We start from the raw sequence: 16,498 nt of genomic DNA on the forward strand, positions 1-16,498 counted from the left end.
TTTTATCCCTTTATTTCATTAACTAAAGCAAAGGCCTGGTTCACATATTCCTTTTCTAGAAACAGTGTAAAATAATTTGAAGTAGAAATGGCTTCAAAAATAGGAATCCCCTCATAGGCCAGAAGCTTAAAGATATAGAAGTATAGACCTACGGTCTTAGAGTTGTTTGCGGGTAAAGCAATAGATAACGAAGAAAGATCGTGTTTAACCATAACACAGGTTTCTTTTTCAAAACATCGTTCTACAAGTTGTGTAAGGTCGTTAGACACTAGAATATTACTCTCGTGAAAGGTGCTTGAGTAGGTTAGATAGGCTTTAGGTATGGTTTTAGTTTGCTCCATCAAGTTTGACTGACTTTCTAAAATGGTATTTGAATTTAGAAATGTAAAGTCTGTAATGCCACTACGCACCACGATATCGCCCAGATCGCGCATCACACGCTCATCTAATCGTTTTTGGGGATAATATCTGCGTAAGGCCATTACAATAGAACCTACGTTTACAGATTTGCCCAACTCTTTTTCTATTCTAGGCTGAAAATCTTCAGCAAGGGCACTATAATTAATAATCTTTCGCATCAGCGCATCTTCCGTATATGGCTGATGTTTGATAAGTTGCTCTACAACAGATGTGATTGTTTTCAATGTTATATATTTAACAATTTGTACAAATTTATATAAAATTGTTGAATTTTTTTCAGTCTTCTTTTTTTCGACTTAACTATGCATTACTAAATTAATGAAGATGAATGTTTTAAAATTTGGAGGAACTTCTGTAGGAAGTGCTCAAAATATTAGAAAAGTAGTAGAAATACTAGCGGTTACTGAAAGTCCTAAAATTGTAGTGTTATCTGCAATGTCTGGTGTGACTAATTTATTAGTAAGCCTCAATCAGGCGAGTATAGATAAAAAGGCAGATGAAATTACCGCTGTACTTGAGCAGTTACGTGCAAAACATAACGAGGCTATAGATAGTTTATTTACCGTTGCTAATCAACCCGATGCGAGAGCTCAAATCGAAGGTTTTATAAGTGAGATAGAATCTATTGCAATAGGTGGCCGTACACTTACCACATATGCTGAGTTGGTGACATTTGGGGAAACGATGTTAACATCACTGTTTTCAAGATTTTTAACTCAGGAAAATGTACATAACGTATTGCTGGATGCCAGTTCCTTTATGAATGTAGGCTCTGTTGAAAATCCGAATATAGAAAACGTTTCTGACGCATTGTTACCGCAACTCACTCAAAACCCTTCACAGGTATACATCACTCAAGGTTTTGTATGTCGTGATGAACGCGGTTCACTGGCAACACTTAAACGAGGAGGTAGCGACTTTAGCGCAACAATTATTGCTGCTGCGGTTGCGGCAGACGGGGTACAAATCTGGACAGATATTGATGGGTTACACAATAACGACCCGCGTTATGTAGAAGGTACAAACCCAATAGAGCATTTGACCTATAATGAGGCTGCGGAGTTGGCTTACTTTGGTGCGAAAATTTTACATCCACAAACGGTAGCTCCTGTAATAGACAGAGATATCCCGGTATGGTTAAAAAATACATTCGAACCTTCTGCTCCCGGAACAAAAATTTCTAATGAATATCACAACCGTGGTTTAAAAGCGATTTCAGCTAAAGATGGTATCACGGCAATAAAAATTAAATCAAATCGTATGCTGGGTGCTCACGGTTTTTTACGTACCATTTTTGAGGTATTTGACCGTCACGAGACTTCTATTGATATGGTTACTACTTCTGAGGTGGCTATCTCATTAACAATAGATGATACCAGTCACTTAAAAGGTATCATAACAGAACTTTCTGTTATTGCAGAAGTAACGGTAGAAGAAGATCACAGTATCATCTGTATTGTAGGAGAGAATCTTATAGCAGACCAGGAGTCGTATAAAGCTTTCGGGATTTTAAATTCTATTCCAGTACGTATGATTGCCTATGGGGGTAGTAATAATAATATCTCTCTACTCGTGCCTACACGTGAAAAAATTAATGCGCTACAGTATTTAAATGCACAACTGTTTCAACTTCAAGAAACAGTAGCCTAAACTTTGTTAGTTAGTGTTAGCCTGTCTTCTGACCAACCAGAAGACTAACATGAAAAACCCGGGATGTGCTTGCCGGGTTTTTTTATAGGCTTTTTTGAAATGTGTACCCTATAAGTGGTTGTAGGTTTGCCGAATCTACTTGCTTAAATAGCGTCGCGTCTTCTACCTCATATTGAGGCGGCTCAAGACCCAGTTTTTGTGCCTGTTGCGTATAATAAACCTCTTTTGTAGGATGCTCTGGGTTTACAGCGTTAAGTATATGACCAAAGGCATTTTTATAAATAATACCTAGAATTATTCCTATACAGTCTTGACGATGTATCATATTTACAGGGGCTTGACCGTTTGTTAAACCTGTTCTGCCGGCAAGATATTTCACAGGATTTCTACTACCACCGTAAAGTCCGCCAAAACGAATAATCGTACTTTGTACTGCAGCAGATTTAAAGAATAGCTGTTCTACTTCTACAAGCTGTTTTCCTTTAGAATCTTCGGGTTTTGGGATGTCTGCTTCAGTCACTTTACCTTGTGAATCATCATAAACGCCTGTACTACTTACTAAAATCACTTTTTTAATTTGCGATTTTTCTATTGCGTCTAGAAATTGCGCCATTCGTAAAGCGTGATTGTGCCCTGTATTTCGGCGTAATCCGGGAGGTATTAGAACGATAAGAATTTCAGTATCTTTTAAAAACGAATTTATTTCGCCACGTATTTCGTCTTCAGCAATCTCAACCTGATAGACATCAAGACCATAGGTTTTTAGTTCCTCTTGTTTAGATTTTGATGTTACAGAACCTTTTACCGTGTGGCCTAAATCCCGTAATTGAGAAGCCAGAGGCAACCCTAACCAACCTAAACCAGCAATAGCAATCGTACTCATATAATTTTTCTTATAGCGTTTCTCTTAAAAAGCAATACGCTGTATGGTAATGCGCGCATCTGTATTTACAAAAGGCATTGGCATTGTATTTTTGGGTCGCGAAGGTAAGTCAAAGTCTGGGTTTTCTAAAAGATCATAACTGTAATCGAGTAGCGTAAAATTGAGATCTGTTGTGCTTTCTGTAATTAAATGTACTTCTAGCGGCTCTCTGTTTGTGAGTCTGTAACTCAATAAATAATTAGAATTTCTATCGGCTAGTGGGTATGCTTCTCCCGGTCTCGCCTCTACTTCCTGACCATTAAAGCTTAATTTATTAAATACAGTTTCTTGAGAAACTAGTAAAACCATATCATTTACATTACGCTGCGGAAAAATACTGAAATTTAAATGCCGCTTTCCGTCTATTATTGTGTCTTTTGACGTGTAGGCTTGAGAAGGCGCTATAAATTTTTTAGGAGCTTCTTTAGCAAATGTATATCGTGAACCGTATTTCCCAGAGCCTGGTGCCTCATAAACTTCTGAAGCTATTTTTGGGTTTTCGCCCAGGGTTTGTTTTAGCCAGTCGTCAAGATGTGTGTTATAGGTAGCGTAAAATGTAGCCCCGCTATCTGCATCATATACATAGTTAAGGCTGTTAGGAAAACGACGCTCTTGGGTAAAATCAGATTTGGCATACGCCGAAATGAATGCGCCTATACTCACCAGAGTAAACAGGATCGCAAGTTTAGCTTTCATCTTATAATACCCCATTATCGGAAGCAAAAGACCAAATAATAAAACGGTGAGTATCATTGCTGCAACAAGCATTTTGAGTCCTAGTCCTACCGGAAACTCTTTAATATAATGGGCTATTATGAAAAGGGCAGGAGCACAAAGAAGCGTTAATAGTAATAAATAAGGTTTACCGCTGCGTAAAATTAAAAAGATTGAAAGCAACCCAAAATAAACCGGAATCACAAAAAACGAAGCTCCTTCGAGATATATACCTACTCCGGTTGCAATTAATAACCAGAAAAACAACGGAGCAAAACTAAGTGCGGCAGCATCATTAGGCCTGTAGAAAAAATAGTAGATTAAAAATGTTATCGCAAGCATTAAAGCCACAAAACCAGCTAAAAGCTCGTAGCCATTATACGGGAATCCCTGTAGAATATCTGCCTGAGCAGGATCTAGTGCAAGAATTAATTTCCAGCCCAGATTCAAGATATATGCAAAAATGAGGGCAATTAAAAGAGGTAAAAAACCACGTCCTACAGAAGCAAGATTTACTTCTTTCTTTCGTATTCCATATAATAAAACCACAAAAAACAAAATCCACGCAACTACAAGCATAGGGAGTATAAAACTAAAAGGATAATACACCATTTTAAGCAGCGGAAGGTTAAAATAAACGTAGTCTTCATCTGCTTTCAAATTAAGATTGGCATCTTTAAAATAGTCTAAAAGCGCTGTAAGATATCGACCCTGATGCTCTAGAGATTCCGGGTCTAAACGGGAAGGGATGTCATTAGCGGTGTGGTAATCAAAATGGTCACCTATAAAGGCAAAAAAGAATCCATCTATATCACCATTCTCACGTAAAACTGTAGAATCTGTATCATTAGGTAAAAGTTTATACACACTATACATTAGGGAGTTTGCATACGGGTGCGACGGATTCGCTTTTGCAAACGCTTTTATAAGCGCTCCGTTACCTCCATTAGTTTCTACAATCATATTAGAAGGGCCTCCGCTTCCGCGTGCTTCAAAATTTAAAGCAAGATCTACATCTTTTGCCCAGGGATGTTTATTTACAAATACAGATGCGCCATTTAAGCCTAATTCTTCCGCATCTGTAAAGAGAATAATAATATCATTTTTAGAGGTTTCTCCTTTAGCTATATGTGCTCTTACTATTTCTAAAATGGCAGCCACCCCACTACCTGCGTCACTGGCGCCTCGAGAATCTGTATGTGGTGCGCTGTCATAATGAGACATTAATAAAAGCGTCTGACCGGTACCGTCACCGGGTATTTTTGTAATTATATTCTCGGCTCTGCTTAGTGCTCCCCAGCCCGGCTTGTAAGCAAAATCACTCTGTATTTCAACTTCAAGTCCTAAGTTTTCTAAGGTTTTTACAACGTAATCCTGTACGTTTTGATGTGCCGGCATTCCTACTGCATGAGGCATTTGCGCTAAAGAATCTACGTATGCTTGTGCGCGTACTGTAGAAAATTGAGTTATCGGCGTGTCTGCACCCGATATATTTTGCGGTTTATGTGTGTAAAAACTGAAATAGAGAAGTCCTAATATCAGTAAAAAGGAAAGTATAGCGGCGTAGTTTGTTTTCATAAACGGGTATTGTGCGTTAAAGGTAGTAGGAATACCTATTACCCGCAACTCTAAAAATACAAGGGCTTAGGCTCCAAAATTCATTTTCTGATTTCTAAAAAAATTAACTAACTTAAGGAATCTAAAATCTAATCATATGGGAATCAAGAGTTTTATGGGCAAGCGCTCAAAGGTTGTGGAAGAAGAAGTAAACATCACGGTGGCAGATTATATGACCCGTAAATTAATCACATTTACTCCAGATCAATCGATTATGGAGGTTATGCAAAAACTCATTAAAAATCGCATTTCAGGAGCTCCTGTTGTCAATGAAAACAATGAGTTGCTGGGTGTTATTTCTGAAGGAGATTGTATTAAACATATTTCAGATAGCCGGTATCATAACCTGCCTATGCTTAATGCTACAGTAGGTCAAAATATGGCGATTGATGTGGAAACCATAGACGGAAATATGAATGTTTTTGATGCTGCTCGTTTTTTTATTGAACGTAAACACAGACGGTTTCCCATAGTTGAAGACGGAAAGTTAGTAGGACAAATAAGCCAAATGGATGTCATTAAAGCAGCCCTGCAACTTAAAGGCGCAACCTGGAAATAGGTTATAATAATTTACGTACTCCAATAAATACAGGGATTAGCAGCGTCATTGCTAAGAGTGTAGGGATGATGTAAATTTCTAATCTCAAAAACAAGAGTAAACTTATTACCAACAGTTGAAAGCCCAGGCCAAACACAGATACGGCAGTCATAAACCAGCCCGGTAATTTTGTGCCTTGTATTGCTTTAGGGTCGAGCCAGTAAATGGCTTTGTCAAAAGCGCTGTATAAAATGGTGTACATTAAAAACATCGAGTTTACTGTAGCTTGATTTTCGCCTGATAATGCTAAGGGTGTAACATTCTCAAAAACGCGGCTTGTGGTGTCTCCATTATGCCTGTTGCGTAGAATTACATAATAATAATTGTAAAGTGTACCCTGCAGTTGAAGACCTAAAAAAGCTAAAAGCGCAAACCAAAGTGGTGTTTGTGTTGCCTGTGCAATTGCAATTAAAATCAAAAAATTTAAAATAATATCTGCAATAGAATCGTAATAACGCCCGGTATAAGATGGGGTGTTTTTTATGCGCGCGAGTTCGCCGTCTGCAGCGTCAAGAATAGATTTTAGTATTAATAAGAGTGCTGCAGCACCATAAAGCCCATAATGAATGCAAAATACAGCTGCTATACCTGCACATATAAAAGCATTTGTGATATGAATAGGTGTAAATGAAGTTTCTTTTAGATTACTTGCAATAAATCGTCCGCCTGCACGACCATAATCAGATAGATCTGTAAACGCGTACTTTTTAGGTAGTTTAGACATGAGAACCTGTATTAGGTTCTACACTAAACTGGTCTTTGTGGTTGCGTATGTATGCTGCAAGCAAATCTGCTACAGGCTCACCGCTCGCAAATAGTTTTTGAAATAGTGAATCCCAAAACTCAAACGTTGACTCGTGCATTTGGTCTATAACCTGAGCACGTGCTGAGGGGTTTTTAGGAACCTTATGATCTGGAAATCTACTTATAGCCTGTTCTAAGAGTACAACGGTTTTAGTAGCACCAATAGCGCGATACGCTTCAAGGATTTCATGAGCTAACTGGCCTGAGTTTATAAAAAAAGATTCAAAGTTACCGGTGTGTAGAGCAGCTTCAAACACATCAAGATAGATAAAGGTTTTTTCTGCTGTGTTGAGGTGATCAAACTGATCGCGCTCTTTAATTTTAGGTGTAATAATTTCACCTACGGCAAGAATTAGTGCCTGATTGTCCTCTAGGGAAAGAACTTGATTTAAATTTTGCATTCTGAATAATAACTAGAACTTTTCAGTAAAAAGTTCGTTGAGCCCGGGACGACACCTGTGCTCTTCAAGCTACAAAGATAAATCAAAAGAGAATACTATTTAATTTCGTTTTACGAGCGCATAAAAATCTCCGTCAAGCGGAAGATAACCCTGGTCATAGACAAAATAATATATAGTGCCCGCTTTAGTCGTATAAATACTCGTGAACAGATCAAAATCAAAACCTGCTTGAAGTAGTTTAGCCTTTGTGGTTTTAGTTTTATCGTCTGGATTCAACGCTTCTAAGATGCGGTAATTTTTACGCAACTTATTATTTGTGTTGCGCAATAGATTTTTACTGTCTGTATTCAGTTTATTATTTGCGGTATTTCTACAGGCATCACTACAGTATTTTTTATCTGCTCTTCCTATAATTTTATCACCACACTCCGGACAGGTCTTTTGCATATTTTTTAAGTCTTTTACTAAAATAAGACTTTTTTAGGAGTTGATTGCCAGTTTAATATGAGCTAGATGATGTTTGCAATGCCATTCGTACATACTAAGTACGGCAGCTAGCGTAAAGCGTTCGCCAAGTTCGGGGTGTATATATTCTTTTGCAAAATCATTAAGTGTTAATGAGTTGAGCAGTACTTCCCAGCGGTAATGCACACCTTTTATAATTTGTAAAGAGATAGACGGGTCAACTTTATGGGTGTCTGGTAGTTCTGCCCAGAGATTTTCAAAATACGGTTTAATTGTAGGGCAATCTTCAGTAAGCGCCAGTTTAAATCTTATAAAAGTGTTCATGTGACTGTCTGCACAGTGATGTACGAGTTGATTAATACTCCAACCTCCAGGGCGATAGGTTTTAGTTAAATCAAACGGTGAACAACTACTAATTAACTGTTCCACTTCTGAAGGAAAATTAGCGATCTGTTTTATGCTTGTTTGCAGTTGTGTATCACTAATAAACTGCGGTCTTTGAAATTTACCTATAGGATATTGAAGTGTTTCTAAATCATTCATGGTATCACAATTAAACAGGAATTAAATTAGCGTTTAAAAACTAAAGCTTTACCGTAATTGTTTTGTTCTCCTGAAGCAAAAATCATTAAGTTTTCTTCAAGCTTTACGAGCTGTAAACTAAAGAAAACTGATTTGGTTACTTCTCCCAGTTCGGCATTTTTTGCAATGGTAATAAATACAGAGCCTGTTTCTTCATAAAACGTATAAGAGGCATTTGTAAGTTCGGTTTGTGAAGCATTTGCAAAACAATTTTCTTCACCAGAAATAACAGTTATTTGTCCTTCATTTGCTGTAAAACTAAATTGCTCATCGGTATAACACGCATTGTCTTTATTCAATGTTTTTGAATTGTAGTGATCATAATACCGCTCAAGAATCCAATTTTTTGAATCGTTATTATGAATGATCTGTAGGTCTGCTGTAGTATATGAATTTCTATAATTACTAGTGTTATCATCATTTGAACACGAGGTAAACGATAGGACTATGAGCAGAAGCGTTGAGAACAGATAATAGTTAGATTTTGTCAAGGTGATTAAATTTTAAAATTGTGATTTGATTGATTGTTTTAAAATTTAAATATAAAATTTATTGACCTTGAAAGAACCAGTTTTAAAATATTAAACCTAATAAAGTAGCAAACTGAAATTGAGATTTGTCTTTATTATTTAGTAAATACTATTCGAGATGTTTTACAAAATCTATAAAATAGTCTAAATCTGCTTTATTTGTAGCGATCCCCACCGAAATTCGGGTTGCACCTCTTAATTTTTGTAGGGTATTTATCATCTCATTGTAATTGCCGGTGTGTCTGGTGCTAAAATAACTGTCTAATTCTTCTGCGGAAAGATTATTATTAATCTCATCAATCCCGGGATTGCAGAAGCAGCCGGTGCGTAATGAAATATTCTTTGCATTAGCTTGCTTTTCAATGTGTTCAAAGGGAATAATATTATTGCGAGAATCAAAAAAGGACATAATTAATGTTCCGCCAGTATCTGAACGGTCACAGGGTCCAAAAAGTTTTACTTTGCGCATCTCATTAGTGTGTTTTAAGGCACTTAATTTTTCGCATAGGTAGTGAGTTAATGATTTGACCCGCGCATTTATACGGTCTATACCTATCTCATTAATATACTCAAGTCCTGTTTTTAAAGCAGGAATGTCTAAGTAATTAAGCGTTCCGTTTTCAAAGCGTTCGTGATTATTTATAAGAAAATGATGAGGAGCCATCACCGAAGCCAAAGTAACTGTACCCCCTGCAAACCAGGGCTTTTTTAACTTATTAAATTTTGATTTTTTCACTAAAAGACATCCAAGACCTGTAGGGTATCCAAAAATTTTATAAAATGACATAGTAACAAAATCAGGCTTTATTTTACTTAAATCTAACTGCGAAGTGGGAACATATGCTGCGGCATCAAGCAATACATCCCATCCTAGCTGTTGTGCGTACGCAACCCAGTTTAAATCGTGTTGTACTCCAGACACATTAGATTGTGCCGGGTAAGCAAAGAGTTTATTTGATGCAGACTTATTTTTATGCAGTGCTTCCTTTAAACGATCTTCATCTACACGTAGATTTTCAAATTTTAAAGGAACATAATTAAAACTTCCGCCTTTATTACGGCAGTATTCTCGAATGCCATTAACTGAATTGTGATTGTCTGAAAACAGCAAATACTCACTGGTTGCAGTAAATGGGTAACACTCTCCCACAATTTTTAAAGCGCCTGAAGCATTTTGTGTAAATATGCAATGATAGTCGTGGGCATTAAAATAGTCTAAAATAGAGTTTCGGGTTTCCTCCACTAAGTAGGTAGCATGTTTTGATGTGGGATTTGACGAGTGTGGGTTACCAAAAGTATGCGCTTTTAAATAGTTAAGATGCTTTAAAATTTGAGATTCGCTGTAGAGATTACCCCCTGTATAATCTAAATATACGTGATTGTCTTTATCTAGTCTGCTGTATTCTTTTTGTCTTAACGTGTTAAAAAATGAGTCGTTATAGAGTGCAGGTGTTTTAGGTCTTTTCGGTTTGAATAATGTTGCAATCATATTTTAGTCTTTAAGTCGGTTCTCTGTTGCGTTTGCTCATATATTATTTAATATCAAGCGATAATGCCAAGATTAGAAGATTGTGACTCAATCGCAAGGGGTATTTTCTCCTTTCCGTGCAGGGATATAACTTGAATTTATTAGAATGCCATCCTACAGAAAGAACTGAAAACAAACACTTGTAAACGTTTACAATCGACTATAAACGTAAGTAACTGGTTAATAACCGAATATTTTTTGAGTGCTGATTCATCTTTGCCCTGTCAATTAGTTGCAGCAATTGTAATGAAAGACAAAAAAACTTCCGCCTTTGTGGAAATATAATTAACTGTTTAACGCAAAAACAAAAATCATGAGCACATTAAGAAACAAAGTACAGTTGATCGGAAATTTAGGTAATGATCCTGAGATTGTAAATTTAGAATCGGGTAAGAAACTGGCAAAATTCAGTATCGCAACTAATGAAAACTACAAGAATAACAAGGGTGAGCGTATTACAGATACGCAATGGCATAATGTAGTGGCCTGGGGAAAAACAGCCGAGCTGGTTGAAAATTATGTTACTAAAGGAAAAGAAATCGCTATTGAAGGGAAGCTTACTTCCAGATCGTACGAGACTAAACAAGGTGAAAAACGCTACATCACAGAGATTGTATGTGATGAATTGTTACTTTTAAGTAAATAAAAGACCCTTTTAAACAAATAGATTATTGATTTAAAAGCCTTCAAGTGTATCTAATTTAGATACAATTGGGGGCTTTTTTTAATGAGTAATTAAATCGAAATATTTCTAAAAATCCAAAATGATACAACTAATCCCAGAATAAACCATATGGCTGTAATGCCATAAAGCTTATTTCTTAATCGTAACAAATTTGGGCTAAGAGATTTTTTATAGTCTAAAAACATACCAAGACTTACGTAGGGTATTGCTATGACCAGCATAGCATTTTGTTTTAATGCGCTAACTAAATGCCCGTTTAAAATATGGTGAATGGCTCGCTGTGAACCACAACCGGGACATTGTAAACCTGTAATAGATAAAAAAGGACACTTTGGAAAAAAAGAAAGCACTTCCGGGTTGTAGGTTTTATAAAAAATAAGCAATCCTATACCCAAAAGTGCAAAGCCTAGATAGTAGGATTTCTTAGAATTGACTTCCGGCAAAACCCAATACCATTATAATTCCATAAATAATCGCTCCACCTAAACCAACTGCAAAGCTAACGATGGTCCATTTTTTAGCATTAGCAGAAGCCTTTCTGGCACCTTCATAATTGCCTGCATTAAATTGTGATTCAACTTTTGCAGCATTTACAATCCCTGCAATTCCAAAAGGCAAGCAGCATAATATGGTGACAAGTATAGATTCTACAAGCCATGTTTTTGGAGGTTGCTGGTCATTTAATGTGTTCATTTGTTTATTTTGATTGATTAGTAGTGAACTAAAATAAGAATTATATTAAAATAGTATGGTTTATTTTGTTCATAAAGATTAACAGCAATAGTTTATATTAAATATTTCAACACATTTTCCATTAACTCTTCAACCACTTCAGGATTTAATAAGGTACTGGTGTCTCCAAGATTAGCAGTATCGTTAGATGCTATTTTACGTAAAATACGGCGCATAATTTTTCCGCTTCGGGTTTTAGGCAAACCGCTTGTAAATTGAATTTTATCAAGTTTTGCAATAGGTCCTATTCGGTCTGAAATTAGCTGATTTATTTCTCTTCTCAAATTATCCTGATTACGGGTTTCACCGGTTTCTTTCAGAATAACAAAACCGTAAAGTGCGCTACCTTTAATATCGTGCGGGTATCCTACAATTGCACTTTCTGCCACAGCCGGGTGCTCGTTAATCGCATCTTCTATAGGAGCTGTACCCAGATTGTGACCACTTACAATCACGACATCATCAACTCTACCGGTTATTCTATAATAGCCTACACTATCGCGCAATGCACCATCTCCGGTAAAATACATATTCTTATAAGCAGAAAAATAGGTTTCTTTATAGCGATCGTGATTATTCCAGATGGTACGCGCCATAGAAGGCCACGGAAATTTAATACACAAGCGACCATCAACTTGATTTCCTTTAATTTCTTTTCCTGCTTCATCCATCAGCGCAGGCTGTATTCCCGGTAATGGAAGCGTTGCAAAAGTAGGTATCGCAGGAGTAGAATAGGGGATGGGCGAGATCATAATACCTCCTGTTTCGGTTTGCCACCAAGTATCTACAATAGGGCATTTTTTCTTTCCTACATTCTCGTCATACCAGTGCCAGGCCTCTTCATTAATAGGCTCACCTACGGTTCCTAAAATTTTAAGTGATGATAAATCATATTGCTCAACATATTCAATTTTTTCTTTGGCTAAGGCACGTATTGCTGTGGGTGCCGTATAAAACTGCGTAACTTTATGTTTTTCTACAATTTCCCAAAATCGCCCATAATCAGGATAGCTGGGCACACCTTCAAACATAACTGTAGTTGCTCCATTTGCCAGCGGACCATACACAATATAACTGTGACCCGTGATCCATCCTATATCTGCAGTACACCAATACACATCATCATCTCGGTACTGAAACACATTTTTAAAGGTAAATGCCGTGTACACCATATAACCCGCTGTGGTATGCACCATCCCTTTAGGCGTACCGGTAGAACCGGAAGTATATAAGATAAACAGCGGATCTTCGGCATCCATAATTTCAGGTTCGCAAGTAGATTCTGCTGTATCTAATAAGGGCTGAAGCCACGCATCTCTGTTGCTTACCATTGGGATATCGGTCTGAATGCGCTTAACGACCAAAACATCTTTTATACAATCACATTGCTCAAGGGCCGCATCTACGATCCCTTTTAAATCTATTTTTTTATTTCCGCGGAAAGACCCGTCACTGGTGATAAGCATTTTACACGAAGAATCATTAATACGTGTAGCAAGAGCTGTAGAAGAAAAACCAGCAAAAACAACAGAATGAATGGCTCCTATGCGTGCACACGCAAGAACTGAAACGGCCAGTTCTGGTATCATAGGTAGGTAAATACATACCCGGTCACCTTTTTGAACTCCTTTTGACTTAAGCACATTTGCCATTTTACAAACCCGCTCATGTAGCTCGTTATAGGTAATGTGTTGCGCTTCTTCAGAAGTATCGTTAGGTTCAAAAAGAATTGCTGTTTTGTTACCGTGCGTTCTTAAGTGTCTGTCTATACAGTTTTCGGTGATGTTTAATTTTGCACCTTCAAACCATTTAAATTCGGGTTTTTCAAAATCATAACTAAGCACTTCATCCCAGCGTTTGTGCCACATAAAATGTTCTTCAGCTATTTCTTCCCAATAACTCTCTGGGTTGCGCACAGATTTACGATATACTTGAAAATATTCTTCTAAATGTTTTATATGATAATTACTCATCTGGTCTTTTTAGTGTAGTTATAACGCTTAAAATTACTAAATCGTTGTCGATTTGAGGAGAACAATACTATACTGTTGTGTATTTTATAACTGTATTTTTTCAATTTAACTATTGAAAAATCTATTTCTTGCGAAGGCCAATATGCTTCAAGTACACAGCAAATAAAGATATTGTATTTCAGAATTTAAGTTTAGCCTTATACAGCCTCATTTACTTCTATCCAATATCCATCAATATCCTGAAAATATACCTGCCGTATTCCGTCATTGCGTATATAATCTTTAGTAGGCGTATCCCGCCAGTCTGAATAGGTAATGGCTAAGTTATCTAAGTGTTCTATAAATAAACCTACATCTGCGGTTGATAGTGCAAAATGAACAGCTTTATTGGTTTTTATTTCAGCATCTGGTCTCGGGATTAGATGCAGTTGTTTGCCTTCGCCCAGCGATAGCCAACGGGTAGCAGAAGTTGAAGCGGTATTTTCTATTTCTTCAAGCTGAAATACCTTTTGATAGAAGGCTATAGATGCATCAACATCTTTAACTGATAGCGCAATATGATTAAATATAAAAGTGGGCATGTGGTAGGGTTTAAGGCTTAAAGGTCTTCATAATATTTAAAATCCTATAATTCTCAAAACTTTAATTAAATCATAAACTTCTAATATCTCATATTTAATGCTCCTGTGCTTCCCCGGCACCGCTGGGGATTCTAATGTTCTCAACGATTTCCTGTACATCTTCAGGCGGGGCAGGAGTTATTCGTGAGACCACCACGGCGATCACCACATTTACAAACATCGCTATCGTGCCGAAACCTTCAGGCGATGTGCCAAACCACCAGTCTGCTTCTGGTAAGGGTTCTAAAACGCCTATAAGTCCGGTTTTGTAGCGTATCATATAAAACAACATCAAGATAATACCTACTACCATTCCGGAAACAGCCCCTTCTTTATTCATACGTTTATCAAAAATCCCTAAAATAATTGCAGGGAAAAATGAAGCAGCTGCAAGCCCAAAAGCCAATGCGACAACTGCCGCAACAAATCCAGGCGGGTAAATACCAAAAATCCCCGCAACCAGAATCGCAAAAAATATGCTTATGCGTGCTGCTAATAATTCACCTTTATCAGAAATGTTAGGTCTTAATTGTTTCTTTATCAAATCGTGAGAAACTGAAGTAGAGATTACCAGCAGTAAGCCCGCAGCGGTAGATAGTGCAGCAGCAAGGCTTCCTGCAGCCACTAAAGCGATTACCCAGGCGGGTAGTTGTGCAATTTCGGGATTGGCAAGAACCATAATGTCGCGATCTACATACAATTCGTTTGTTTCGGTAGTTGCATTACTTACTAAGCGTTCACCAGATTTACCTCGTTTTTCGGTAAATTCGGGTTTACCGGAAACAGCTTCCCCATTTACGTATTGTATTTTTCCATCTCCATTTTTATCACTCCACGCGATAAGACCTGTATTTTCCCAGTTTTTAAACCACTGCGGAAGGTTTGCATACGCTTTTTCACTAACGGTCTCGATGAGGTTGGTACGCGCAAAAACCGATACCGCGGGAGCTGTAGTGTACAAAATGGCAATTAGCAACAGCGCATAGCCCGCAGACTTACGGGCATCCTTTACTTTAGGAACCGTAAAAAAACGAACAATTACGTGCGGAAGACCTGCAGTACCTGCCATTAAAGCCAATGTAATTGCAAAAACATCCCAGGTTGATTTTGTCCCTTCGGTATATTCTTTAAAGCCCAACTGGGTATGTAACGTATCTAATTTTTCTAGTAAATAGGTACCATCTTCTACACGACCACCCATCCCAATTTGCGGGATAATATTCCCCGTCATTTGTATCGAAATAAAAATTGCCGGAACCATAAATGCAAAAATCAACACACAATATTGAGCTACTTGTGTGTATGTGATACCTTTCATTCCGCCTAAAAAAGCAAAAACGAGCACTACCGCCATACCTATAAGCACCCCGGTGGTAATCTCTACCTGAAGAAACTGCGAAAAAACGATACCTACACCACGCATTTGCCCGGCTACGTAGGTAAATGAAATAATGAGTGCACAAATTACGGCTACGGTTCTGGCAGTGTTGGAGTAATAGCGGTCTCCAATAAAATCAGGTACAGTGAATTTACCAAACTTACGCAGGTATGGAGCAAGCAGTAACGCGAGTAGCACATAACCACCTGTCCAACCCATCAAATAAACAGAGCCGTCATAGCCCGCAAAAGAGATGATTCCTGCCATTGAGATAAACGAAGCAGCACTCATCCAGTCGGCTGCTGTTGCCATACCATTTGCAAGAGGAGAAACCCCGCCACCGGCAACATAGAATTCTTTAGTTGATCCTGCACGTGCCCAGATTGCAATTCCAAAATAAATAGCAAAGGTCACCCCCACTAAAATCCAAGTCCATAATTGAACGCTCATAGTTGATATTTAAAATTGAGAAGAACGCGCTATTCGTTGTAGCCGTATTTTTTATCAAGCTTATTCATTAGCCACACATATACGAAGATGAGGATGACAAAGACATAAATGCTTCCTTGTTGCGCAAACCAGAAACCCAGTTTAAAACCGCCTAAACTATATCGATTGAGAAAATCTTTGAAAAGAATACCACAGCCAAACGAAACTGCAAACCAGATTATGAGTAATAGGGTGAGATATTTTATGTTCTCACGCCAGTATTTACGTGCCTTTTCGGGAATAGCCATTTTTGTAATTGTGTTAATAGTTTACTAATATAATTCTTTAATTAGAAGTGTGCTACCTGCACTTACCTGTTTATGAGTAAAATATAGGCATAAAAAAAACCCAATGCTAATGCATCGGGTTCTTCTCACTTTATTTACTTAA

Annotated in this window: 18 protein-coding genes; 3 read left to right on the forward strand and 15 right to left on the reverse strand. The window is 37.5% G+C overall.

What is annotated here, in order from left to right; all coding sequences use genetic code 11:
- Positions 1-2: 2 nt before the first annotated feature.
- Positions 3-644, reverse strand: a complete 642-nt coding sequence (locus ACEN25_RS09420) for a hypothetical protein (protein ID WP_441802688.1) — start codon at positions 642-644, stop codon at positions 3-5.
- Between the two features lie 100 nt (positions 645-744).
- Here ACEN25_RS09420 and ACEN25_RS09425 point away from each other — a divergent pair, with 100 nt between their 5' ends.
- Positions 745-2,070, forward strand: a complete 1,326-nt coding sequence (locus tag ACEN25_RS09425; RefSeq protein ID WP_441802689.1) for an aspartate kinase — start codon at positions 745-747, stop codon at positions 2,068-2,070.
- Between the two features lie 82 nt (positions 2,071-2,152).
- On the opposite strand, the gene ACEN25_RS09430 is transcribed toward ACEN25_RS09425, so the two are convergent.
- Both ACEN25_RS09430 and ACEN25_RS09435 read right to left on the reverse strand, forming a co-directional pair.
- A complete protein-coding gene (locus tag ACEN25_RS09430) occupies positions 2,153-2,953 on the reverse strand; it encodes an SDR family oxidoreductase (RefSeq protein WP_441802690.1) in 801 nt (266 codons plus the stop codon).
- 24 nt (positions 2,954-2,977) lie between these two features.
- The gene (locus tag ACEN25_RS09435; protein WP_441802691.1) at positions 2,978-5,284 is read right to left on the reverse strand and encodes a M20/M25/M40 family metallo-hydrolase; all 2,307 of its coding nucleotides are present in this window, start codon (positions 5,282-5,284) and stop codon (positions 2,978-2,980) included.
- 136 nt (positions 5,285-5,420) lie between these two features.
- On the opposite strand from ACEN25_RS09435, the gene ACEN25_RS09440 reads away from it, so the two are divergent.
- Entirely contained in the window at positions 5,421-5,882 is a 462-nt protein-coding gene (locus ACEN25_RS09440) for a CBS domain-containing protein (protein WP_028377250.1), read from the forward strand.
- A gap of 1 nt (position 5,883) precedes the next feature.
- Here the strand turns inward: ACEN25_RS09440 and ACEN25_RS09445 are convergent, their stop codons facing one another.
- From ACEN25_RS09445 to ACEN25_RS09470, 6 genes are all read right to left on the reverse strand, one after another.
- On the reverse strand, positions 5,884-6,645 hold the full coding sequence (locus tag ACEN25_RS09445) for a CDP-alcohol phosphatidyltransferase family protein (RefSeq protein ID WP_441802692.1): 762 nt from the start codon (positions 6,643-6,645) through the stop codon (positions 5,884-5,886).
- Positions 6,638-7,126 carry a DMP19 family protein gene (locus ACEN25_RS09450; RefSeq protein WP_441802693.1) on the reverse strand — a complete coding sequence of 163 codons (489 nt, stop codon included), beginning with the start codon at positions 7,124-7,126 and terminating at the stop codon, positions 6,638-6,640. The genes ACEN25_RS09445 and ACEN25_RS09450 overlap by 8 nt, the downstream gene beginning before the upstream one ends.
- Before the next feature lie 99 nt (positions 7,127-7,225).
- Positions 7,226-7,573, reverse strand: a complete 348-nt coding sequence (locus ACEN25_RS09455; protein ID WP_396512223.1) for a hypothetical protein — start codon at positions 7,571-7,573, stop codon at positions 7,226-7,228.
- A 33-nt stretch (positions 7,574-7,606) separates the two neighbouring features.
- Positions 7,607-8,134 carry a YfiT family bacillithiol transferase gene (locus tag ACEN25_RS09460; RefSeq protein ID WP_441802694.1) on the reverse strand — a complete coding sequence of 176 codons (528 nt, stop codon included), beginning with the start codon at positions 8,132-8,134 and terminating at the stop codon, positions 7,607-7,609.
- A 26-nt stretch (positions 8,135-8,160) separates the two neighbouring features.
- The gene (locus tag ACEN25_RS09465) at positions 8,161-8,664 is read right to left on the reverse strand and encodes a hypothetical protein (protein WP_441802695.1); all 504 of its coding nucleotides are present in this window, start codon (positions 8,662-8,664) and stop codon (positions 8,161-8,163) included.
- A 148-nt stretch (positions 8,665-8,812) separates the two neighbouring features.
- Positions 8,813-10,192 (reverse strand): aminotransferase class V-fold PLP-dependent enzyme, encoded by a 1,380-nt coding sequence (locus ACEN25_RS09470; protein ID WP_441802696.1) that lies wholly within the window; start codon positions 10,190-10,192, stop codon positions 8,813-8,815.
- 352 nt (positions 10,193-10,544) lie between these two features.
- On the opposite strand from ACEN25_RS09470, the gene ACEN25_RS09475 reads away from it, so the two are divergent.
- Positions 10,545-10,877: a single-stranded DNA-binding protein gene (locus tag ACEN25_RS09475; protein WP_396512219.1), complete on the forward strand. Its 333-nt coding sequence runs from the start codon at positions 10,545-10,547 to the stop codon at positions 10,875-10,877.
- Positions 10,878-10,966: 89 nt separating this feature from the next.
- Here ACEN25_RS09475 and ACEN25_RS09480 read toward each other — a convergent pair whose 3' ends face one another.
- From ACEN25_RS09480 to ACEN25_RS09505, 6 genes are all read right to left on the reverse strand, one after another.
- Positions 10,967-11,359 carry a DUF2752 domain-containing protein gene (locus ACEN25_RS09480; protein ID WP_441802697.1) on the reverse strand — a complete coding sequence of 131 codons (393 nt, stop codon included), beginning with the start codon at positions 11,357-11,359 and terminating at the stop codon, positions 10,967-10,969.
- Positions 11,340-11,609 (reverse strand): CD225/dispanin family protein, encoded by a 270-nt coding sequence (locus tag ACEN25_RS09485; protein ID WP_441802698.1) that lies wholly within the window; start codon positions 11,607-11,609, stop codon positions 11,340-11,342. The genes ACEN25_RS09480 and ACEN25_RS09485 overlap by 20 nt, the downstream gene beginning before the upstream one ends.
- A gap of 92 nt (positions 11,610-11,701) precedes the next feature.
- The gene (gene acs / locus ACEN25_RS09490; RefSeq protein WP_441802699.1) at positions 11,702-13,621 is read right to left on the reverse strand and encodes an acetate--CoA ligase; all 1,920 of its coding nucleotides are present in this window, start codon (positions 13,619-13,621) and stop codon (positions 11,702-11,704) included.
- Between the two features lie 197 nt (positions 13,622-13,818).
- Positions 13,819-14,202, reverse strand: coding sequence for a VOC family protein (locus tag ACEN25_RS09495; RefSeq protein ID WP_441802700.1), 384 nt, complete (start codon positions 14,200-14,202; stop codon positions 13,819-13,821).
- A gap of 94 nt (positions 14,203-14,296) precedes the next feature.
- The gene (locus ACEN25_RS09500) at positions 14,297-16,069 is read right to left on the reverse strand and encodes a sodium:solute symporter family protein (protein ID WP_441802701.1); all 1,773 of its coding nucleotides are present in this window, start codon (positions 16,067-16,069) and stop codon (positions 14,297-14,299) included.
- Positions 16,070-16,098: 29 nt separating this feature from the next.
- Positions 16,099-16,356, reverse strand: a complete 258-nt coding sequence (locus ACEN25_RS09505; protein ID WP_028377261.1) for a DUF4212 domain-containing protein — start codon at positions 16,354-16,356, stop codon at positions 16,099-16,101.
- Between the last annotated feature and the right edge of the window lie 142 nt (positions 16,357-16,498).

Origin of the sequence: Leeuwenhoekiella sp. W20_SRS_FM14, assembly GCF_052119605.1 — a bacterium.
In the GTDB taxonomy this organism is placed as follows: domain Bacteria; phylum Bacteroidota; class Bacteroidia; order Flavobacteriales; family Flavobacteriaceae; genus Leeuwenhoekiella.

Bases quoted from the DNA above. Each gene is read 5' to 3' on its own strand.
- ACEN25_RS09425 (WP_441802689.1), top strand. From the start codon at position 745: ATGAATGTTTTAAAATTTGGAGGAACTTCTGTAGGAAGTGCTCAAAAT.
- ACEN25_RS09430 (WP_441802690.1), bottom strand. From the start codon at position 2,953: ATGAGTACGATTGCTATTGCTGGTTTAGGTTGGTTAGGGTTGCCTCTG.
- ACEN25_RS09435 (WP_441802691.1), bottom strand. From the start codon at position 5,284: ATGAAAACAAACTACGCCGCTATACTTTCCTTTTTACTGATATTAGGA.
- ACEN25_RS09440 (WP_028377250.1), top strand. From the start codon at position 5,421: ATGGGAATCAAGAGTTTTATGGGCAAGCGCTCAAAGGTTGTGGAAGAA.
- ACEN25_RS09445 (WP_441802692.1), bottom strand. From the start codon at position 6,645: ATGTCTAAACTACCTAAAAAGTACGCGTTTACAGATCTATCTGATTAT.
- ACEN25_RS09450 (WP_441802693.1), bottom strand. From the start codon at position 7,126: ATGCAAAATTTAAATCAAGTTCTTTCCCTAGAGGACAATCAGGCACTA.
- ACEN25_RS09455 (WP_396512223.1), bottom strand. From the start codon at position 7,573: ATGCAAAAGACCTGTCCGGAGTGTGGTGATAAAATTATAGGAAGAGCA.
- ACEN25_RS09460 (WP_441802694.1), bottom strand. From the start codon at position 8,134: ATGAATGATTTAGAAACACTTCAATATCCTATAGGTAAATTTCAAAGA.
- ACEN25_RS09470 (WP_441802696.1), bottom strand. From the start codon at position 10,192: ATGATTGCAACATTATTCAAACCGAAAAGACCTAAAACACCTGCACTC.
- ACEN25_RS09475 (WP_396512219.1), top strand. From the start codon at position 10,545: ATGAGCACATTAAGAAACAAAGTACAGTTGATCGGAAATTTAGGTAAT.
- ACEN25_RS09485 (WP_441802698.1), bottom strand. From the start codon at position 11,609: ATGAACACATTAAATGACCAGCAACCTCCAAAAACATGGCTTGTAGAA.
- acs (WP_441802699.1), bottom strand. From the start codon at position 13,621: ATGAGTAATTATCATATAAAACATTTAGAAGAATATTTTCAAGTATAT.
- ACEN25_RS09495 (WP_441802700.1), bottom strand. From the start codon at position 14,202: ATGCCCACTTTTATATTTAATCATATTGCGCTATCAGTTAAAGATGTT.
- ACEN25_RS09500 (WP_441802701.1), bottom strand. From the start codon at position 16,069: ATGAGCGTTCAATTATGGACTTGGATTTTAGTGGGGGTGACCTTTGCT.
- ACEN25_RS09505 (WP_028377261.1), bottom strand. From the start codon at position 16,356: ATGGCTATTCCCGAAAAGGCACGTAAATACTGGCGTGAGAACATAAAA.